The organism is Bacteroides sp. HF-4919, assembly GCF_018860125.1.
Genome location: NZ_JAHKNF010000019.1, coordinates 14,440 through 35,544, shown reverse-complemented (window position 1 = coordinate 35,544; position 21,105 = coordinate 14,440). Strand labels below are relative to the sequence as shown.

The following is a 21,105-nucleotide window of genomic DNA, read 5'->3' as shown; positions in this document are numbered from 1 at the left end:
ATTAATCGTATAATCAAAAAAATGAAAGACATGAGACAATGTTTTAGCGTCTGTAACAGGCGTTTTCTGGCAGGCGTAATTATGTTTATGCTCCTGTATCCTATGTCCGTTTTTGCCGTGCAGGGACAGATAGCCGTGCAGGGAAAGGCAATGAGCATTAAACAGGCCATCCAGGTTATTGAAAAGAACAGTAAATATACGTTCTTTTACAAGGCAGCCGATTTGGGCAATGCAAAGATCCGTGACATCAATTGTGAAGGCTCCATAGAGGAGGTACTGAATGTGCTGTTTAAGGACAGTGGTATCAGCTATGTCATCAAGGGCAATGAAGTTATTCTGAAGAGTGCTCCGGAGGTAGTTTCCACACCACAGCAGAGTAATAAGATCGTTGTAAAAGGTAATATCAGGGATAACCTGGGAGAATCGATTATTGGTGCTACCATTATGGAAAAAAACAATGCCCAGAATGGTACGATCAGTAATGTAGAGGGAAATTTCTCTTTGTCGGTAAATCCGGGTGCTGTTATCGTTATCTCTTATATCGGTTATGTAACACAAGAAGTGAAAGCCGTGGCCGGTGTTCCTTTGAAGATAGTGCTGAAAGATGACTCTCGTACCTTAGACGAAGTAGTGGTAGTCGGTTTCGGTTCACAAAAGAAAGCAAACCTGACAGGTGCTGTTTCATCTATCAAAATGGATGAGATTATCGGGGACCGTCCTATTATGACAGCTTCCGATGCATTGCAAGGTACGGTTCCGGGACTGCTGGTATCTAATAGCGGGAATGCACCGGGTAGCGGAAAGTCATTCCAACTGCGTGGTGCCTATTCAGTAGGTATCAAGAATAGCGACGGAAGCTATGGTGCCAATGTCGCGCCTCTTATCTTGATTGATAACGTAGAGGGTAGCCTCGACATGTTGAATCCGGAAGATATCGAAACGGTGACGGTACTGAAAGATGCTGCTTCGGCAGCTATTTATGGTGCTCGTGCGGCCGGTGGTGTGGTTCTGGTGACTACTAAGCGTCCGAAAGAAGCTACGGCTTTCCGCCTGAACTATAACAATAATTTCGGTTTTGCTACTGCAATGAATCTGCCGAAGCAAGCATCGTTAATGGATTACCTGCAGGCTTATCAGGATGGAGGATATTCTGATGCTTATTGGTCTTATGGTTCACCCAGTGTTTCAAAATGGAAGGAATACCTGACACAGTACAGGCAGGATCCTTCATCTATCAAAACTGTAGGTGATGGTATTTTTGCCGATACGGACGGAGCCTTGTATTATCTGAACGAACATGATCCATATAAGAATTTTATGGAGACCAGTTTCCAGATGAATCATAATCTTTCTGTATCCGGCGGTACAGATAAGTTGCGTTACCGTATGTCAGCCGGATATGTATCTACGGACGGTGTTTTGATTACCGATAAAGATACGTATGAACGTCTGAATATCAACTCTTATATTTCTGCTGATATTACCAAATGGTTTACTCAGGAGCTGACAATGAGCTATGCGCGTACCAATCAGTCACAACCGAGTTCCGGCCTGGGAAGCATGTTCGGTAGTAATCAGGTTTCTTATCAACCGGAAGGTAATATGCCTGCGGACGTTTGTTCTACAATCTCTCAGGATTTGCCTTTCAATACACCGCGCAATCAGGTGTTGTTGGCGAATAAATGGAAAAAGTCGTATGACAATCCGCGTGTTTTCGTGAAATCTATTTTGAAGCCATTCAAAGGCTTTGAAGGGGTATTTGAATACACGTTTGACAAAAACATGTATGACTATAATTTCTATACCGGAAAAACTCAGTATACAGACATACAGGGAGGTAACAACATCTGGAATGCTGCAAAAGACTATTTGCAGAAAGAAAAACAGTTCACCGATTACAATGCCTTCAATATTTATGGTACATATAAGTTTGATATTAAGAAAGACCACCATTTTAGCGTAATGGCCGGTTTCAACCAGGAGTCTAAATATACGGAAGGAGTAAATGTGCTGTCTTACAATCAAGCTGTTATCGAAGTGCCGGCCTTAGGCTCAGGTACTGGTGACCTGAAAGCGACAGACAGCTATAATGAATATTCTGTTCGTGGCGGATTCTTCCGGGTTAATTATAACTACATGGATAAATATTTGCTGGAGGTGAACGGGCGTTATGACGGATCATCCAAATTCCCGAAAGATTCCCGTTTCGGTTTCTTCCCGTCTGTATCTTTGGGATGGAACGTGGCTCAGGAAAAGTTTATGGAGGTTACACGCAATTATATTGATGGTCTGAAGATTCGTGCATCTTATGGTGTGATCGGCAACCAGAATGTAGTGAACTATGCATATTTCCCGACTATGAGTGTCAGTAACAAGTACAACGGCTGGTTGTCAGGCGGTGATTATGTAACTGCCATTAACTCTTTGCCGAATCTGGTAAGTACAAGCTTTACCTGGGAGAAAGTAGCGACTACTGATATCGGTTTGGATCTGAACATGTTTGGCAATCGTCTGAATGCTGTGTTCGATTGGTATCAGCGTGACACAAAAGGAATGTTGGCACCGGGTATGCAGCTTCCTGCTGTTGTGGGTGCAAGTTCTCCTTTCCAGAATACAGCTGATATGCGTACCCGTGGTTGGGAACTGGCTGTGAACTGGAGAGACCGCATCGGTAAATTCAACTACCGTGTCGGATTCAATCTTTCTGACAGCTACTCTGAAATCACTAAGTACGATGATAATGCTGCTTCTAAATTGCTGAGTAATTTCTATCCGGGACAAAGACTGGGTGAGATCTGGGGATATGAAGTAGACGGATTCTATACAGTAGATGATTTTGTAGATACCAACAGCTGGAAACTTAAAGACGGGGTAGCCTCTATTAAAGGTGTCAGCCCGCGTCCCGGTGACTTGAAATTCAAGAATCTCCGTGATGACGATAAGAGTACGAACCAGATCGACAGCGGAGACGGTACATTGGATAACCCCGGTGACCAGAAAGTAATAGGTAATAGCCTGCCTAAATACCTGTATGGTATTACTCTCGGTGCCAATTATAAAGGTTTCGACCTGAATATTATGATGCAGGGTACCGGTCAACGTGATGCATGGATTGCCAACAACCTGGTATTCCCGATGTACATTTACTCAGTGAATGATATCAAGTACCAACCGTTATTTGACGGTCTGACCGACTACTGGAAACCGGTAGATGCCGCCAATGGAGATTATACTGCTGTAAATCCGAATGCAAAATATCCACGTATGTACGGACAGAATCCGACAGTCGGCTCCAACTATGGACGTAAGACAGACAGATACTTATCTAACGCCGCTTACTTCCGCATCAAGAACGTTACTTTGTCGTATACTGTTCCTAAAACATGGATATCCCGAATCGGCTTGAATCAGTTGAAGGGTTTTGTCAGTGTAGAGAATCTGGCAACTTTCTCTTCATTGCCTTCAGGTATCGATCCTGAAACCTTGAGCTGGAACTATCCGGCATTCCGTACTGTTTCGTTCGGTATCAACTTTACATTATAAACGCATAACCAAGAATTAAAAATGAAAAAGATATATCTATCATTGGCTATTTTAGCCGGAATCGGACTGGCCGGATGTAATGACAGCTTTTTGGAGCATGCGCCTGTCACCAGTCTGACAGAGAATAATGCTTTTAAATCTTACGATAACTTTAAGTCGTTTGCATGGCCCTGCTATGAGATATTCAAAGACAATAATATAGCCAATACTATCAACGGAACCGGGCAAGGATCTTGTTACGCAGGTGATATGAATGCCGGATACTTGGAGAGTCGTGCCAATGAGTCAGGTAATGACTATGCTTTCGGAAGGGTGCAGAGTGTGGCTTCGGGCAATGGCTGGGGATTTTCCGGCACATTCCGTCGTGCTAACATCTTGCTTGCCAATATCGATAAGTCAGAAATGACTGATGCTGAAAAAGACCATTGGCGTGCGGTGGGATATTTCTTCCACTCATATTGGTACATGGAGCTTATCAACCGTTTCGGGGCAGTGCCTTGGGTCAATACGGTTCTTAACGAAAGTTCTCCCGAAGCTTACGGCCCCCGTGTTGACCGTGAGATTGTAGCAGACTCCGTATTGAATCGTTTGAAATGGGCTGAAGCGAATATCGGGGATTTTGAGAAACAAGACGGTGCGAATACCATCAATCGTGATTGTATTCGTGCAGCTATCTCACGATTTACGTTGCGTGAAGCCACTTGGCGCAAATATCACGGAATGGAGGGTGCCCAGAAGTTCTTTGACGAATGTATCCGGGTGTCTCGCCTGTTGATGAATGATTATCCTACTCTTTACTACGGAACAGACGGTCAGCCTGCAGCCGGATATGGGGAGATGTGGACTACAGAAGATTTGGGCAAAGTGCCGGGAGTCATCCTGTACATGGAGTTTGTTCAGGACATCAAGATGGCCAACTTCAGTGCATTGGAACACATGGATAGCCATAATGTGGAGATGAACCAGCATACAGTTGATCTTTATCTGTGTAAGGACGGTAAGCCGATTGCTACTTCTGAGAACTATCATGGAGACAAAACGCCATATGCTACTTTCCGCGACCGTGACCCGCGTTTATATCACGTGGTGATGCCTCCGTATAAAGTAAAAGCGAAGGCTAAGACGAAAGATGATCCCAGAACATGGGATTATACCGATGATCCTGCCGACCGTGAATACATTGACATAATGGGACCTAACGAATCGTGTGATAACCCCGGTATCGGCATGAAACGTCTGCCCGGACAGAACTGGGCAGCCTCACTGGTTCCTTCTTCACCCAACTTTATGGGGGGTATCGGAGCTACAGGTTTCGTGAGAAGCCGTTCGGGATATTACTTCTGGAAGAACTGGAGCAACTGGGAAACGAACCGAAATGGAGGTATCACTCTGAACACATCGGATAAACCTATCTTCAAAATCGAAGAGGTATTGCTGAATTATGCTGAGGCCATGTGCGAGACAGGACAGTTCACTCAGGCAGTGGCCGACGAGTCTATTAATAAACTGCGTAAACGTGCCGGTGTGGCAGATATGAAGGTTGCCGAGATCAACGATAGCTTTGACCCGAATCGTGGCCGCTATTACCCGAAAGGTAATGAACAAGGTGTTCTGGTAGATCCTGTTTTGTGGGAAGTCCGTCGTGAACGTATTATCGAGTTAATGGGTGAAGGCTTCGGATTCTATGATATCCGTCGTTGGAGAATGGCTCCCTGGTTCCTCAATCGTCAACTCAAAGGAATGTGGATGACGAAAGATAAGTTCAGGCATGGTGCCCAGTTCTTGCTGGATGAAACGACCGGCGGACCGGATCCTGCCGACGGAGCCATGACAGAAGGATATATCTATCTGCAACCCGACCCTATCAAAGCAGGCGAAGGCTGGCAGGAGAGATATTATCTTTATGAAGTTCCCAGCCAGGAGATTATTCTGAATCCTGCACTTGCACCTAACAATCCGGGATGGGAATAACTGAAGCGGAATATAAATGAACCAAACTCACCACAGATTACACAGATTATTTAACTTAGCTCTCAGTGAAATAAATTATTAATCTGTGAAAATCCGTGTAATCTGTGGTGAAATCGAAATAAACCCAACGAATGAACCAGAAAATCATTTATAGCAGTGCATTGCTTGTCGGGCTGGGTGGCTCGCAAGCATTTGCCCATAAAGAGAAGGCACATGACCCTCAAAAACCGAATATCATCTTTATCATGTGCGATGATATGGGGTATGGAGATTTGGGTTGTTACGGACAGCCATACATCAGTACGCCCAACATCGACAACATGGCCCGTGAAGGTATGCGCTTTACGCAAGCCTATGCCGGAAGTCCGGTGAGCGCACCTTCGCGTGCGTCGTTGATGACCGGACAGCATACCGGACATTGTGAAGTACGTGGCAATAAAGAGTATTGGACTCAAGCATCTACGGTGATGTATGGCGATAATAAAGAATTCTCGGTTGTCGGACAACACCCTTATGATCCGGAACATATCATTCTGCCTGAGATCATGAAAGATAACGGATATACTACCGGCATGTTTGGCAAATGGGCAGGGGGGTACGAAGGTTCTGTGTCCACTCCCGATAAAAGGGGGATCGATGAATATTATGGATATATCTGTCAATTTCAGGCCCACCTCTATTATCCCAATTTCCTGAACCGTTATAGCCCGTCGTTGGGCGATACGGGTGTCGTACGTGTTGTGATGGAAGAGAATATCAAATATCCGATGTACGGTCCCGATTATCATAAACGTACTCAATACTCAGCCGATTTGATTCATCAGAAAGCGATGGAATGGATCGATAAACAGAATGAAGATCAACCTTTTTTCGGTGTTTTCACCTATACTTTGCCTCACGCAGAACTGGTGCAGCCGGAAGACTCTATTCTGAACCATTACAAGACACAGTTTACTGATGATAAAGTTTTTGGTGGTCAGAAGGGGTCCCGATATAACGCTATCACCCATGTACATGCACAGTTTGCAGGTATGATCACCCGTTTGGACCATTATGTGGGTGAGGTCCTGAAGAAGTTAGAAGAGAAAGGATTGGATAAAAATACGATTGTCATCTTTACCAGTGATAATGGTCCTCACGAGGAAGGCGGAGCCGATCCCACTTTCTTCGGACGTGACGGGAAGTTGCGTGGCTTGAAACGCCAGTGTTACGAGGGCGGTATCCGTGTTCCGTTTATTGTTCGTTGGCCCGGTCAGGTTGCTGCCGGAACAGTGAATGATCACCAATGTGCTTTTTACGATGTCATGCCTACCTTGTGTGATTTGACGGGTGTGAAGAATTTCCCGAAAAAATATGTGAATAAGAAGAAAGAATCCGATTATTTTGATGGCATTTCTTTTGCCCGGACTCTGTTGGGTAAGAAGAACCAGAAGAAACATGATTTTCTTTATTGGGAATTTAATGAAACGAACCAGATAGGCGTACGCATGGGAGATTGGAAAATGGTTGTTAAGAAAGGTATTCCTTTCCTTTATAATTTGGCAACAGATATCCATGAAGACCATAATGTAGCTGCCGAGAATCCGGATATTGTGAAGAAAATGGTTGGAATTATCCACCGGCAACATACGGAAAATCCGAATTTCAAGGTAACGTTACCTGCTGCTATGTAAGAAGGTGCTTAGTAAGAAGTTATATCAAGCGCCATCCTTTATCCTCTATTCAGAGGAAGGATGGCGCTTTTAATTTGATGGTTTAAAATGTGGTTTGGTATCAAAATGTTTGATATTCTACTTATTTGCTGACATCCACTTTGGCGAAATGTAGCGAAATAGAGGAGGAATCATCGGATATTTCTTTTTAGATCACTTGTTACCGGGAAATAATGTGAGAGGTGCCGGCACGAAGTTAACTTCCTGCCGGCAAATAACTAACTTCCTGTCGGCAGAGAATTAATTTCCTGAGAGTAGGAAGTTAACTTCTTATTAATAATAAGTTTGTTTTCTGATGAAAAACGCACTTTTTTTCTTGGAAAAGCCTTTAATTCAGGGGAAGAAAGTGGCTTTTTTTTCTATAATAAAGTTTTAGAGGCCTCTTTTTTTAATATCATTCTGAACGTTCATTTGTTATCTGGCTTTCTTGTGAATAGTAAATGGGATCGGCTAATTATCTTTCTTATAGTATTTCACTGTATTTGGTGGCTATGTGATTTTTAGAACAACGCTATTTCTGAGTTTTTTTATTCTTTCTTTGTTATGGTGTGCAAAAAAACGACTCTAAAGGGTGTTTAGAATACATTTAGACAAAATGACAAAAAGCTATCGCGGATTTATTTACTTGAATATATTTTTATTGCAACCTTTTTGTATTGGTTGATGTTTAATCTCTAAGATAGAACAAGATGTCAGAATGTTTTTTCTATAACCTTGTGTCGTCCATTGAATAGTTCTGTAGCTGATTCTACGATTTATTCAAAGAATTTAGGGGCAATGAATCGGTTGAATATAGATGAATGGCATAAGAGGTATGGCACATTTGATACAGGCTGTTCTTATGATCGCATTGCTGAATTTACAGAATAGCTTCCTAAGCGATATTGAAGGTCTTGATTTAAGTGTTGGGTAAAAATAATGTGTTTTAATAACTCAAGCGGTGTATATGAATCCGGAATTTATCACTTTCGATGAGGCTACTCTTTTTTAGATGCCATCAATGAAAAAGAAATTATAGAGAGTATGAAAGAATTAATAATAAATTACGTATAGAATAAAACACAAACTCCTCAGACTACTTCTGTCTGAGGAGTTCGTGTTTGTAAATGATGAACCGGTCTCTGTAGACGGTTATTTTTTTATGCTTTCTCCATATTTTTTCCGGTTGATCCATACCAGAATAATTACTCCTATCAGCAATAATGCCATCGCTCCATATGCAATACCTTCTGTGACGTGCAGGCTTTGCGGATCAAAACGCATTTCGATGGTATGCTTACCCGCCGGTACGTTCATAGCACGTAAGATGTAATCTGCACGGGCAATATCGGCAGGTTTGCCATCAATGGTTGCCGTCCATCCCGGATAATATATTTCCGAGAATACAACTACACCGTCTTTGGGCGAGGAAGTCTCGTATATTAATTGGTTGGGTTCATAGCCGGTCAACCGGATGGTGGACAGTGAGTCTTTGTAGCCCTCGTTCACCCCTTTCAAGGCCTCTTTAAACTTAGAGTCTACTATAGCGGTTTGTTGGAGGTCGACTTGCCCGATGGCATCGATTTCTTCGTTCGCATTGTTCACGTACTGTACTTTATCTACGAACCACGCATTGCCGAAAGCATATGGGTTTTCAATGGGGACTGTTTGGCCTTGTTGCCCGGCAGGGAATATGAAGTACTTTGTATTCAGCATATTCAGTACAGGGAATTTAGCTGCGTTCACACTGTCCATTTGACCGCCTGCTGTTGCTACTTCCTGATAGGCTGCCTGCATTTCTTTGGCAATATGATGGTCTATCATTTCCTGATAACGGCGGAGTTTGGCAGCATGGTAGCCACCTACGCTCTTGTGCCAATAAGAAGTATTGTTTTCTTCGAATGTATTGCCTGCGAAGTTCAATACACGGTAATCCGGTGATTGATCTTGCAGGATCAGTTCATCTGTCTGACTCTTCCGGAACGTTGCAGCCTGTTCGGATTTCGGGACGAACTGTTCGTCGTACAAGTAGCGTTTGTTTACGCTCCACATGTCTCCCAGGCATAGCAGGGCAATAGCGGCAACAGTCCAGGTCGCTTTCAGTTTTTTTGCGTTGTAAGCCAGTAAGAGCAGGGTACCGATAGTAACGATAAAGAAACTGCGCCAAGCGTCAGAAGTGAAAAGGTGCACACGCATCTCTTCAAGATTAGCCACTATAGGCGATAACTGATCGGCGGGCAGAGCATTCTGCAGGGCTGCCATCTCGTTAGCAGGAATATAAGTCGGGAAGAATAGGCGGGGAGCAATGGCAAAAAGTAGCGCAAGTCCCCCGGTCAGTCCGAAACTGATATAGATATATTTCAGTTTCTCTTTCAGCAGCTCCGGCTTGCTAAGTATCTCTTTCAGGGTGAGAATCGCGAGCAGGGGAATGGTAAACTCGGCAATTACCAGAATGGAAGATACGGCGCGGAACTTATTATACATCGGGATGTAATCGATAAAGAAGTCTGTCAGCCCCATAAAATTTTTACCCCACGAAAGCAGGATAGAGAAAATGGTGGCTCCTAACAGTGCCCATTTCATGGGACCTTTTACAATGAAACAGCCCAGAATGAAAAGCATTAGTACAAAAGCACCTACGTAGACAGGACCGCTTGTCATGGGTTGGTCGCCGAAGTACTGGGTCAGTTGTGAGTAGAGGCTGCTGTACATCGGATTGGCTTTTTCCATTGCCTTTTCACTTCGTGACAATGGCACCGAGGCGCCTCCCTTGACATTGGGGACCAGTAATGAGAATGTTTCGCCGATGCCATAGCTCCATTGGGTGATATAGTCACGATTGAGCCCGCTGCTTGTCTGCTTTGCGGCAGCTCCTTCATATTTCAACTCACTTTTGCCACGCATCGTTTCTTTGCTATACTCGTAAGTGTGGTATAGGCTCGAAAGATTGATGGATACACCGATTAATCCGGCGATAATCAGCACACCGGTAGCTTTGAAGAACTGGGGAAGTTCTTTTTTGCGCCAGGCATCTTCGAAGAATGCACCTACCATGAAGAGAATGACAAACAGGAAATAGTAGGTCATTTGCACATGGTTGGACAGAATCTGCATGGCCATGAACAAAGCAGTGACAATCCCTCCTAACAAATATTTTTTCCGGTAGGCAAGTACAATCCCTGCTATTGTAGGTGGTATATAGGCAAGGGTGATGAATTTCCAGATATGTCCGGCAGCAATTAAAATGAAGAAGTAGGACGAAAAGGCCCAGATAATTCCTCCCAACCCCGAGAGCCATGCCGGTATGCCGAATGCCCTTAGCAGGATATAGAATCCGAGCATCATGATAAATGTGAGCCATACGTAGTTCGGGAGAAAAAGATGATATACTTTTTGTACGAATGTCAGCGGCTCGGTGGAGTCGTAACTTGGGGACATCTGGTAGGTGGGCATTCCTCCGAAAAGGGCGTTTGTCCAACGTGTGCGTTCACCTGTTTTTTCATAGTACTCTTTAGCTTCCTGTCCGGCTCCGGCTCCGGCTACGGTGTCGTGCTGGAAGAGAATCCGGTCTTCAGTGATCGCCGGGAAGAAATAGATGAAAGAGATGACTATGAATGCCAGAATGGCAATAAGGTCTGGAAGAAACTTTTTCATTTACGATTAGACGATTTACAATTTATGATTGAGGTTTGACTGTAGGATTAGACGATTTACAATCCGGCTTAACCGTGATTCGTAAATCGTCCAATCGTAACTTTTTAATATCTGTAGTGGTCGGCTTTATATGGGCCGTCAACCGAAACTCCGATATAGGCAGCCTGCTCAGGAGTCAGTTTGGTCAGCTTTACGCCGATCTTTTCAAGATGCAGTCGGGCTACTTCTTCATCCAGGTGTTTCGGCAAGCGATATACGTTGATGTCGTATTTCTTGTTGAACAGCTCGATCTGTGCCAGTGTCTGGTTAGTGAAAGAGTTGCTCATCACGAAAGAGGGATGTCCTGTGGCGCAGCCCAGGTTTACCAAACGGCCGTCTGCCAGCAGAATGATGCTGTGTCCGTCAGGGAAATAATAACGGTCTACCTGTGGTTTGATATTGACACGTTTGATACCCGGGTAATGTTTCAGGGCATCTACCTGAATTTCATTGTCAAAGTGACCGATGTTGCAAACAATGGCCTGATCTTTCATCTGTTCCATGTGATCGATACGGATGATGTCGATGTTACCGGTTGTGGTAACAAAGATGTTACCTTCTTTGCAGGCGTCCTCCATGGTCACTACCTCAAAACCTTCCATAGCGGCCTGAAGTGCACAGATAGGATCGACTTCTGTCACTAACACGCGGGCCCCATAAGAGCGCATGGAGTGTGAGCAGCCTTTACCTACATCTCCATAACCGCATACTACAACTACTTTACCGGCAATCATTACGTCTGTGGCACGTTTAATGCCGTCTGCCAGTGATTCGCGGCAACCATACAGGTTGTCGAATTTAGATTTGGTAACCGAGTCGTTTACGTTGAAGGCAGGGAACAACAACTTGCCTTCTTCCTGCATCTGGTATAGGCGATGCACGCCGGTCGTTGTCTCTTCCGAAACTCCGCGCACTTCAGCCGCTACCCGGTGCCAGCGTTCTTTGTCTTCTGCCAGCACTTTTTTCAGTATGGCGTTCAGTTCTATTTCATCTTCGGCATGTACCTCTTTGTCCAATACGGCAGCATTATTTTCTGCTTCATAGCCCACATGGATCATCATTGTGGCATCCCCGCCATCGTCGACAATCACTGTCGGCCCTTTACCTCCTTCGAAGTTCAGAGCCTGCAAGGTACACCACCAATAGTCTGCCAAAGTTTCACCTTTCCAGGCAAATACAGCAACACCTGAAGCTGCAATGGCTGCTGCTGCATGATCTTGTGTCGAATATATGTTGCAAGAGCACCAACGGACTTCAGCTCCCAAAGCCACCAGCGTTTCAATCAGGACAGCAGTCTGGATTGTCATGTGCAGCGAACCCATGATACGAGCACCTTTCAACGGTTTGGATTCTCCATATTTTTCGCGAAGAGCCATAAGGCCGGGCATTTCTTTTTCTGCCAAGTCGATTTCCTTGCGACCAAAGTCGGCAAGTGTGATGTCTGCCACTTTGTAGGGCAGGGTAGAGAATAATTCTGTGGACATAAATGTAAATTGTTTAAAATATAAAGTGGTGCAAAGATAGAACATTCTGAATAGTAGGGCAAAAGCTATCGGATTTTTTAATCAATAATAACTTCGGTTTGTAGGATATTTTTCAGATTTATGTATTATATTTGCAAGTAATCAAATGCTATATACAACAATATAGATTTAAACAGACTGAAATCCATGGGATACTACGAGCATAAAACAAAAGAAGAACTACTGGAGATTGTAGAGAAATTGGAGAAAAAAGTAGAGGGGCTCTCTTCTGAACTCGACTCTCTTAAAAAAGGACGGTTTCGCGAGCGGTACAGTACCCGGATTTTGGATGCTTTGCCCGATATGCTTACTGTTTTTGACCATAATGCCAATATAGTAGAGTTAGCTTCATCACCTACTACGAATCATGTTGAAGGTACGACAGCCGAGAGTATTATAAATTCAAATGTAAGAGATATTGTTCCTGAGGAAGCTTATGAAAGTGTTCGTCAGAACATGGATAAGGTGATTCGTACCGGAAAGAGTTCGATAGCCGAACATTCGTTAACGTTGGACGGTGTTCTTCACCATTATGAAAATCGTATTTTTCCGTTGGATGATCAATATTTGTTGTGTATGTGCCGTGATGTATCACAAGAGACTGAAATGGCAAGAACCAACGAGGCTCAGCGAAGTGAGATCGTACGTCTCAATTCGTTGATGAATGATATTCTGAATAATATTCCTGTCTATTTGTTTGTGAAAGATACAGGGAACGACTTTCGTTATCTTTATTGGAATAAAGCTTTTGCCGAATATTCGGGTATCTCTGTCGAGAGGGCCGTGGGGAGTACAGATGCGGAGATATTTCCGGATAAAAAGGATGCGGAGCGTCTCCGGCAAGATGATTTGAAAGCGATGGAGCTGGGGCGCATTGAGTATCTGGAAACTTATACCACTATGAGTGGTGAAGCCCGTACAGTGACCACCATGAAAACAGTGGTTCCTTCAGGAGGACGGTATCCTTATATCATTGGAGTGTCATGGGATGTGACCGAAACAAAGAAGACGGAAAAAGAATTGATAGCGGCCCGGATCAAGGCCGAAGAGGCCGACCGGATGAAATCTTCGTTTTTGGCAAATATGAGCCACGAAATACGCACTCCGCTAAATGCGATTGTAGGTTTCTCCAAACTGATTATCGAGGCGGACGATGAGTACGAAAAGCGGCAATATGCCGATATCGTAGAGCACAATTCGTCTGTCCTGTTGAATCTCTTCAATGATATTCTCGATCTTTCTGCACTTGAGGCCGGTTCCTTGGAACTTTCTTATCATCCTGTGAAGTTGAAAGATATCTGTCTGCAATTGCATGAATTGTATGTGAAATCGGTTAAACCGGAAGTTCGACTTATGTTGGACGAAGTAGATCCGCAGCTATGCATACAAGGAGATTGGGAGCGCATTTCGCAGATTTTGGTCAATCTGATCACCAATGCCATTAAGTTTACTTCTGCCGGAGAAATTCATTTCGGATTTCAGGAAAAGGCCGATATGGTGCAGTTTTATGTATCGGATACAGGGAAAGGAATCCCTGCAGAAAGGGTGGCTACGATCTTCCAGCGTTTCGGAAAGATAGATGATTTTGTGCAAGGCACAGGGTTGGGACTGACTATTTGCCGTATGCTTGTCGAAAAAATGGGCGGACGAATCTGGGTACGTTCCAAACAGGGCAAAGGAACTGTCTTTTATTTTACTTTACCTGTGAAGCGATAATGATAAGTGATTAACGTTTGGAATTTCTCTCCGGTTAATCACTTGTCATGTCTGTTTTTATATAATCTGGATACCTTGTTCTTCGCAGAGTTTCAATCCTAAATCCTTCAGTTTGAATTTTTGTATCTTTCCGCTTCCGGTCATAGGGAACTCATCAATAAAGAAAATATATTTGGGTATTTTGTAGCGGGAGATTTTATTACGGCAGAAGTCCTGCACGTCTGATGCCTGCATGGTTACCCCTTCGTGCAGAATGATGAAGGCGCCTACTGCTTCTCCATACTTTTTAGACGGAATGCCTGATACCTGCACGTCTTTTACTCCTTCAAGCTTATAGAGGAATTCTTCGATTTCACGCGGATAGATATTCTCCCCTCCACGTATGATCATATCTTTGATGCGCCCCGTGATGCGATAGTTTCCATTTTCGTCCTTGATTCCCAAGTCTCCTGAGTGCAGGAAGTTGTTTTTATCTATCACTTCAGCTGTAGCTTGTGGGTTCTTATAATATCCTTTCATGGTGTTATATCCGCGATTGCACATTTCTCCCTGTACGCCGATCGGGCATTCTTCACCTGTTTCCGGATCAAGCACTTTTACTTCTGTGAACTCAAAGTCACGTCCTACAGTGTTGCAGCGTACGTCAAATGGATCGTCAATGCGGGTGGCAGTCATCCCCGGAGCTGCTTCAGTCAGCCCGTATACGCTGGTCACCTTCATATACATTTTTTCTTCCACCTGTTTCATCAACTCTACCGGGCAGAGTGAGCCGGCCATGATGCCTGTACGAAGACTCGACATGTCGAACATATCGAACATCGGATGATTTAGTTCGGCGATAAACATGGTAGGTACTCCATAGAGTGCGGTACATCTTTCTTTATGGATGGATGCCAGTACGATGAGTGGGTCAAAGCGCTCAACCATCACCTGGGTACAGCCGTGAGTCAGGCAGTTCATGGTGGCTAACACTACGCCGAAGCAATGGAACAGAGGTACGCAGCAACATAGTTTATCGTCGGCTGTGAATTTCATATGCTCGCCGGTCAGGAAACCATTATTGCTTATATTGTAATGTGTCAGCATGACCCCTTTGGGAAAACCGGTTGTTCCAGAGGTATATTGCATATTTACCACGTCGTGACAGTCGACGCAGGCTTTGAGTCCATTGAGTCTGGTGTCTTCTATATTATCGCCTAATAACAGGATTTCCTGTGTATTGTACATCCCGCGGTGCTTCTCTTGTCCTACATAGATCACATTTTTCATATAGGGGAAACGTTCGCTCTTCAGATGTCCGCGTTCACAAGTTTTCAGTTCCGGAAGCATATTGTAGGTCATCTGAACAAAGTCGCTGTCTTTCTCTCCATTAACAATGCAGAGTGTATGCATGTCCGAGTTCTCGCACAAGTATTCCAGTTCAGCTTGTTTATAGTTGGTGTTTACTGTCACGTAGACTGCACCGATTTTTGCACAGGCATATAGCAGAGTCAGCCAGTCCGGAACGTTTGCCGCCCAGATGCCTACATGGGTACCTCTTTCCACTCCGATGGCAATCAATCCTTTCGCCATGTCGTCCACCCGTTTGTTGAATTGCTTCCAGGTGAAACGCAGGTTACGGTCGGAGTATACAATGTATTCTTTGTCGGGTGTTGTTTCGGCCCAATGTTCAAGCCACTGGCCGAGTGTTCTTTCGTATAGTTGCATGTTTTTAGTATGTGTGGAGCGATAATCGTTGATCATTAAATCGGTGTATAGATCACTGCCAGAATTTTGGCAGCCTGTCCTTCGTAGGCATGAACGTGATGAGGTACGATGGAGTCATAATAGATACTATCGCCTTCCTCAAGCAAGTAGGTGCTCTTTCCGTAACTGATTTCCATAACTCCCTCCATGACCATGATGAATTCCTCTCCTTCATGGGAAGATAGCACGAAATCACTGTCTTGTGTAGGGGCTACATCGATAATGAACGGTTCCATGTGGCGGTCGGCTTTTGACTTGGACAGTGAATGGTACTGCATGTGTTTACGCGAATGGATGGCGTTGTTTGAAAAGCTGATAGTGTCTGTTGCTTCCATTTTGCGCGAAACAACCGGACCTGTTTCATCCTGGTCGTCGAGGAAAGTCCCCAGACGTACGCCCAATACACGGGCTATTTTGATAAGCGGTGCCAATGACGGCAGGTCAATATTGTTTTCGATACGTTCTATCTGTTCGATAGCCAGTCCCGAGCGTTCGGCAAGTTCTTCTATTGAGATTCCTTTGTTCTCACGGAGTGATTTTATCTTTTCTCCTACGATTTTACTTGTATCCATAATGTTTGAATGTATTTTTCTGGTAAAAGGTTATAATTTAATTCGTTTTGCTGCAAAATTAATGAAATTTTATATCCAAGCAAGGGGAAGGGTAAAAAATAAAAGCCGTTTCTTCCCGATGGAAGAAACGGCTTTTAAATTTTGTTCGCGGTAAGTGATTACTTACGCAAGCCAAGCTCTTTGATGATATCACGATATCTGGTGATATCTTTTGCTTTCAGGTAGTCGAGCAAAGCACGACGTTTACCTACTAACATAGTCAAAGCTCTTTCTGTACTATAATCTTTTCTGTTGAGCTTCATGTGCTCAGTCAGGTGAGTAATACGGTATGAAAACAAAGCTATCTGGGCTTCAGCTGAGCCAGTATCAGTGTTAGACTTTCCGTACTTACCGAAGATTTCTTGCTTTTTAGCAGCGTCTAAATACATAATTAATAAAATTATTGATCTATAAAATGTTTCTTTGAGCGTGCAAAGATAGGCATTATCTTTTATCCCACAATGAATTGCAGGAAATATTTTCTATACTATCCCTTTTTTCTAATCCAATTTTTGTACCTTTGTCGCCAAATAATAGGTATTCTATGCAAAATATTCGAAACATTGCAATTATTGCCCATGTTGACCATGGGAAAACGACTCTCGTCGATAAAATGCTTTTAGCCGGAAACTTGTTTCGCGGCAACCAAACAAGCGGTGAATTAATTCTGGATAACAACGACTTGGAGCGTGAACGAGGGATAACGATTCTCTCTAAAAACGTTTCTATCAATTACAACGGAACTAAGATTAATATTATTGATACTCCGGGACACAGCGACTTCGGTGGTGAAGTAGAGCGTGTGCTCAACATGGCCGATGGATGTATTCTGTTGGTTGATGCTTTTGAAGGTCCGATGCCGCAAACGCGCTTCGTATTACAGAAAGCTTTGGAAATCGGATTGAAACCGATTGTTGTTATTAATAAGGTGGATAAGCCGAACTGCCGTCCGGACGAAGTACACGAGATGGTGTTCGATCTGATGTTCAGCCTCGATGCTACTGAAGAGCAGCTTGACTTCCCGACAATCTATGGTTCGGCTAAGAACAACTGGATGAGTACGGACTGGAAAGAGCAGACAGACAGCATTGTGCCTTTGCTGGATTGTATTGTAGAGAACATTCCTGCTCCGGAACAATTGGAAGGTACTCCGCAGATGTTGATCACTTCACTCGATTATTCTTCATATACAGGCCGTATCGCTGTAGGACGTGTTCACCGCGGTACGCTCAAGGAGGGTATGAATGTATCCTTGGCTAAGCGCGATGGTAGTATTGTAAAATCTAAAATAAAGGAAGTTCATGTTTTTGAAGGGCTGGGCCGTGTGAAAACGACTGAGGTTTCTTCAGGAGATATTTGTGCTTTGGTGGGTATTGACGGATTTGAGATTGGAGATACGATCTGCGATTATGAAAATCCGGAAGCATTGCCGCCTATCGCTATTGATGAACCGACTATGAGCATGCTGTTTGCCATCAACGATTCTCCGTTCTATGGTAAGGATGGTAAATTTGTAACTTCACGTCATATCCATGATCGTTTGACCAAGGAGTTGGATAAGAACCTCGCATTGCGCGTGCGTAAGAGTGAAGAAGACGGTAAATGGGTAGTATCGGGTCGTGGTGTGCTTCACCTTTCTGTTTTAATCGAAACGATGCGTCGTGAAGGTTACGAGTTACAGGTTGGACAGCCGCAAGTAATTTATAAAGAAATAGATGGAGTGAAGTGTGAACCGATCGAGGAACTTACAATCAACGTACCGGAAGAGTATTCAAGTAAAATCATCGATATGGTGACTCGCCGTAAGGGTGAGATGACCATGATGGAGAATACCGGTGAGCGTATTAACCTTGAGTTTGACATGCCTTCACGCGGTATCATCGGTCTTCGTACGAACGTTCTGACTGCTTCGGCAGGTGAAGCCATTATGGCTCACCGTTTTAAAGAATATCAACCGTTCAAAGGTGATATCGAACGTCGTACCAATGGTTCGATTATCGCTATGGAAAGTGGTACTGCATTTGCTTATGCAATCGATAAACTGCAGGATCGTGGTAAATTCTTTATTTTCCCTCAGGAAGAGGTATACGCTGGCCAGGTAGTGGGTGAACATGCTCACGAAAAAGACCTGGTTGTAAATGTGACTAAGTCGAAGAAACTGACTAACATGCGTGCTTCCGGTTCTGATGAGAAAGCCCGTTTGATTCCTCCTGTACAGTTCTCTCTTGAAGAGGCATTAGAGTACATCAAGGAAGACGAATATGTAGAGGTTACTCCGAAGGCTATGCGTATGCGTAAAGTGCTTTTGGATGAAAACGAACGTAAACGCGCTAACAAGAGCTGATATTTCCGGATATTTATATAATGAAAGGCTGTGCAATTTGCGCGGCCTTTTTGTTTATATATACCGTTCTTCTAATATGTAATATAAAAAAGGACATCCTCACGGACGCCCTTTTTCCAATTTTCCTTTTTTAAATTTGTGTAGTTGCTATAAATCTCTTACCACAACAACTTTATTATATACTAAAAATCAATACTTTTTTATATTTTGATTCCTATTGGAAAACTATTATTCGATAGCAGGCTCGCTTGTTTTGTTTGGCCAGTATGGGTTCTGGTAAAGTACAGAACTGTTGACTGAACGGTCCGGAGACAGTAGCTCCATCTGCCGTATCGGCACCGGATACAAGTAGTATGCCTTAGCGAATGTGTAACCGTCGAATACAGCGTTATTTGCTTTTACGATTGAGTATGGACGTACATATTTACCTAATTCTTTTGCTGACATATTGGCTGTTGAACTACCGTCTGATACAATCTTATATTTAGGCTCGCCTTTGTCGTTTTTCATTGCCACATAGTCATCATAAGCTTCATCCCAGAAGTTGAATCCTTCCGGAACATATTTGGTTGTGAGCAATTGGTCCATAGCTCTCCAACGCATCAGGTCATCCCAACGCATACCTTCACCGATGAATTCGCAACGACGTTCACGGCGGATATTGAATAAAGTTGCGTCTACCAATGTAGAACCGGAGTATTTAGCCCAGTCTACTTCTTTGCTCATATCTGTATTGCGGATGGTTTTTTCGTAATCTGTGTCCACCCCACCACGTTTGCGGATGGCGGTCCAGTATTGGGCTGCTTTTCCATCTACCTTGCCATTTCTCAGATAATATGCTTCCAGATAGTTGAGGTAAGCTTCCACACCACGATAGATGATGCATCCTGTGGTCGACTGGTCGGAACCGGAGATAATCTGATCCTTTTTATAAGTCAGGCATTTACGGATGCGATATCCTGTCAAATCTCTTACTTCTTGCAGCTCAAAGAGAGCAGGTTCGCCGAACTCGGGCATAGTGCCGTCACCATCGGCTCTCGGAGCCTGCTTGTCTTTCTCACCGAATAAGAAAAGTTGCAAGCGCTGGTCACGTCCTTCTTTTTCTTCTTGAATTCTGCTGTCACCTTTAAATCCGCTGTTGTCGGCATACCAGGGCAATCCGTTCTCCATCAGGAAAGTCTGTACATAGCTTCTCAACATTCCATTGTTTCCACCTGAATAAATATAATTGGGAGCACCGTGGCTGATGTTGATACTTCCCGAACGAAGATAATCTTTCCAGAAAAGAACCTCGGAATAACCACTCATGTCTTCAGCAGAGAACATTTCAAAGTAAGGATTCCAACCGGAATATTCACTGTCGCTAAGCGGATTGAATATCCCTGTATTTTCGGTCAGTGTGATAGCGTCCGCTACTTGTGAAGCTGCATCCATACACTGGTCGAGGAAGAAGTTGATTTCGGCTGATACATCGAGTGAGAAATTCGGATGTACGCTCTTTCCCGGCCATGTTTCGTCACCCGGCACGCGGCCTGTTCCCTGATGATATTTCTCAAATGTAGCTTCGTATAATGCCACACGTGATTTGATCAGCAAAGCACACTGTTTGTTCAGGCGATTGTTGTTCATGAAGCCTTGGTTTTTCATTAACCCGATGGCTTTGTCGAGATCTTCGAGAATGAAGCGGGCCACTTTATTACGTGGCTGACGTACACTCTTTTCAATCAGTATCGCTTCATCATCCGGAAGCACCTCAGTGATGATAGGGTAATCTCCGTATTTGCGTAGCTGGTTGTAATATACCAATGCACGCATAAAATACATTTCACCGATGTAGTGTTTGAGGTCATCTTCTGATCCCGAGATCTTTCCGGCTTCGTATTTAGGCAATACCTGTTCGAAGAAGTAGTTGCAATAACGGGCCAGTGACAATCCGTTGGACCAGTTGTCATTGTTTGAAGGTACTTTCCAGATCCCTTTTTCATAGTAGGTAGAGTTATAACCACCCACTACCATGTTGTCTGTACCGCCATCATTGTTTACCGTACCGGCATTCCATCCGCTATGTGTTGAGAACATAGAGTTGTATTTTGAAATAGTATATGCTGCCAGATGGTCTGCAGTTTGGAAATACTCTTGCGGAGTGACTTGATCCAGCGGCTCTCTGTCCAGAAAGTCGTTGCACGAAGTCAGAGCCATGGATGCTCCCGCTACGAGGCAAGCTTGCGCCACGATATATTTCATTTTAATTTTCATATTCTTGGTGT

The 21,105-nt window shown here is 43.9% G+C and carries 11 protein-coding genes; 5 read left to right on the top strand and 6 right to left on the bottom strand.

Annotated features, from left to right (window positions below):
• Window positions 1-30: 30 nt before the first annotated feature.
• The 3 genes from KO473_RS22520 (at window position 31) to KO473_RS22510 (ending at window position 7,187) form a co-directional block, all read left to right on the top strand.
• Window positions 31-3,543: a TonB-dependent receptor gene (locus KO473_RS22520; protein ID WP_005811775.1), complete on the top strand. Its 3,513-nt coding sequence runs from the start codon at window positions 31-33 to the stop codon at window positions 3,541-3,543.
• A 21-nt stretch (window positions 3,544-3,564) separates the two neighbouring features.
• Window positions 3,565-5,514 (top strand): RagB/SusD family nutrient uptake outer membrane protein, encoded by a 1,950-nt coding sequence (locus tag KO473_RS22515; RefSeq protein ID WP_005781752.1) that lies wholly within the window; start codon window positions 3,565-3,567, stop codon window positions 5,512-5,514.
• Window positions 5,515-5,645: 131 nt separating this feature from the next.
• Window positions 5,646-7,187, top strand: coding sequence for an arylsulfatase (locus KO473_RS22510; protein ID WP_005822399.1), 1,542 nt, complete (start codon window positions 5,646-5,648; stop codon window positions 7,185-7,187).
• Window positions 7,188-8,357: 1,170 nt separating this feature from the next.
• On the opposite strand, the gene KO473_RS22505 is transcribed toward KO473_RS22510, so the two are convergent.
• Together KO473_RS22505 and ahcY are read right to left on the bottom strand one after the other, a co-directional pair.
• The gene (locus KO473_RS22505) at window positions 8,358-10,859 is read right to left on the bottom strand and encodes a YfhO family protein (protein ID WP_005822397.1); all 2,502 of its coding nucleotides are present in this window, start codon (window positions 10,857-10,859) and stop codon (window positions 8,358-8,360) included.
• A 104-nt stretch (window positions 10,860-10,963) separates the two neighbouring features.
• Entirely contained in the window at window positions 10,964-12,382 is a 1,419-nt protein-coding gene (ahcY, locus tag KO473_RS22500; RefSeq protein WP_005781763.1) for an adenosylhomocysteinase, read from the bottom strand.
• A gap of 186 nt (window positions 12,383-12,568) precedes the next feature.
• On the opposite strand from ahcY, the gene KO473_RS22495 reads away from it, so the two are divergent.
• Complete coding sequence (locus KO473_RS22495) at window positions 12,569-14,137, top strand: PAS domain-containing protein (protein WP_005822395.1); 1,569 nt, start codon at window positions 12,569-12,571, stop codon at window positions 14,135-14,137.
• Window positions 14,138-14,194: 57 nt separating this feature from the next.
• On the opposite strand, the gene KO473_RS22490 is transcribed toward KO473_RS22495, so the two are convergent.
• From KO473_RS22490 to rpsO, 3 genes are all read right to left on the bottom strand, one after another.
• The gene (locus tag KO473_RS22490) at window positions 14,195-15,844 is read right to left on the bottom strand and encodes an AMP-binding protein (protein ID WP_032537620.1); all 1,650 of its coding nucleotides are present in this window, start codon (window positions 15,842-15,844) and stop codon (window positions 14,195-14,197) included.
• 35 nt (window positions 15,845-15,879) lie between these two features.
• Window positions 15,880-16,455: a helix-turn-helix domain-containing protein gene (locus KO473_RS22485; protein WP_005781772.1), complete on the bottom strand. Its 576-nt coding sequence runs from the start codon at window positions 16,453-16,455 to the stop codon at window positions 15,880-15,882.
• 158 nt (window positions 16,456-16,613) lie between these two features.
• Entirely contained in the window at window positions 16,614-16,883 is a 270-nt protein-coding gene (rpsO, locus tag KO473_RS22480) for a 30S ribosomal protein S15 (protein ID WP_005781774.1), read from the bottom strand.
• A 155-nt stretch (window positions 16,884-17,038) separates the two neighbouring features.
• Here rpsO and typA point away from each other — a divergent pair, with 155 nt between their 5' ends.
• Window positions 17,039-18,838: a translational GTPase TypA gene (typA, locus tag KO473_RS22475; protein ID WP_005811760.1), complete on the top strand. Its 1,800-nt coding sequence runs from the start codon at window positions 17,039-17,041 to the stop codon at window positions 18,836-18,838.
• Between the two features lie 228 nt (window positions 18,839-19,066).
• Here the strand turns inward: typA and KO473_RS22470 are convergent, their stop codons facing one another.
• The gene (locus KO473_RS22470; RefSeq protein ID WP_005822391.1) at window positions 19,067-21,094 is read right to left on the bottom strand and encodes a RagB/SusD family nutrient uptake outer membrane protein; all 2,028 of its coding nucleotides are present in this window, start codon (window positions 21,092-21,094) and stop codon (window positions 19,067-19,069) included.
• Between the last annotated feature and the right edge of the window lie 11 nt (window positions 21,095-21,105).

Excerpts from the sequence above, each read along its gene's own strand:
- KO473_RS22520 (WP_005811775.1), top strand. The coding sequence starts at position 31 with ATGAGACAATGTTTTAGCGTCTGTAACAGGCGTTTTCTGGCAGGCGTA.
- KO473_RS22515 (WP_005781752.1), top strand. The coding sequence starts at position 3,565 with ATGAAAAAGATATATCTATCATTGGCTATTTTAGCCGGAATCGGACTG.
- KO473_RS22510 (WP_005822399.1), top strand. The coding sequence starts at position 5,646 with ATGAACCAGAAAATCATTTATAGCAGTGCATTGCTTGTCGGGCTGGGT.
- KO473_RS22505 (WP_005822397.1), bottom strand. The coding sequence starts at position 10,859 with ATGAAAAAGTTTCTTCCAGACCTTATTGCCATTCTGGCATTCATAGTC.
- ahcY (WP_005781763.1), bottom strand. The coding sequence starts at position 12,382 with ATGTCCACAGAATTATTCTCTACCCTGCCCTACAAAGTGGCAGACATC.
- KO473_RS22495 (WP_005822395.1), top strand. The coding sequence starts at position 12,569 with ATGGGATACTACGAGCATAAAACAAAAGAAGAACTACTGGAGATTGTA.
- KO473_RS22490 (WP_032537620.1), bottom strand. The coding sequence starts at position 15,844 with ATGCAACTATACGAAAGAACACTCGGCCAGTGGCTTGAACATTGGGCC.
- KO473_RS22485 (WP_005781772.1), bottom strand. The coding sequence starts at position 16,455 with ATGGATACAAGTAAAATCGTAGGAGAAAAGATAAAATCACTCCGTGAG.
- rpsO (WP_005781774.1), bottom strand. The coding sequence starts at position 16,883 with ATGTATTTAGACGCTGCTAAAAAGCAAGAAATCTTCGGTAAGTACGGA.
- typA (WP_005811760.1), top strand. The coding sequence starts at position 17,039 with ATGCAAAATATTCGAAACATTGCAATTATTGCCCATGTTGACCATGGG.
- KO473_RS22470 (WP_005822391.1), bottom strand. The coding sequence starts at position 21,094 with ATGAAAATTAAAATGAAATATATCGTGGCGCAAGCTTGCCTCGTAGCG.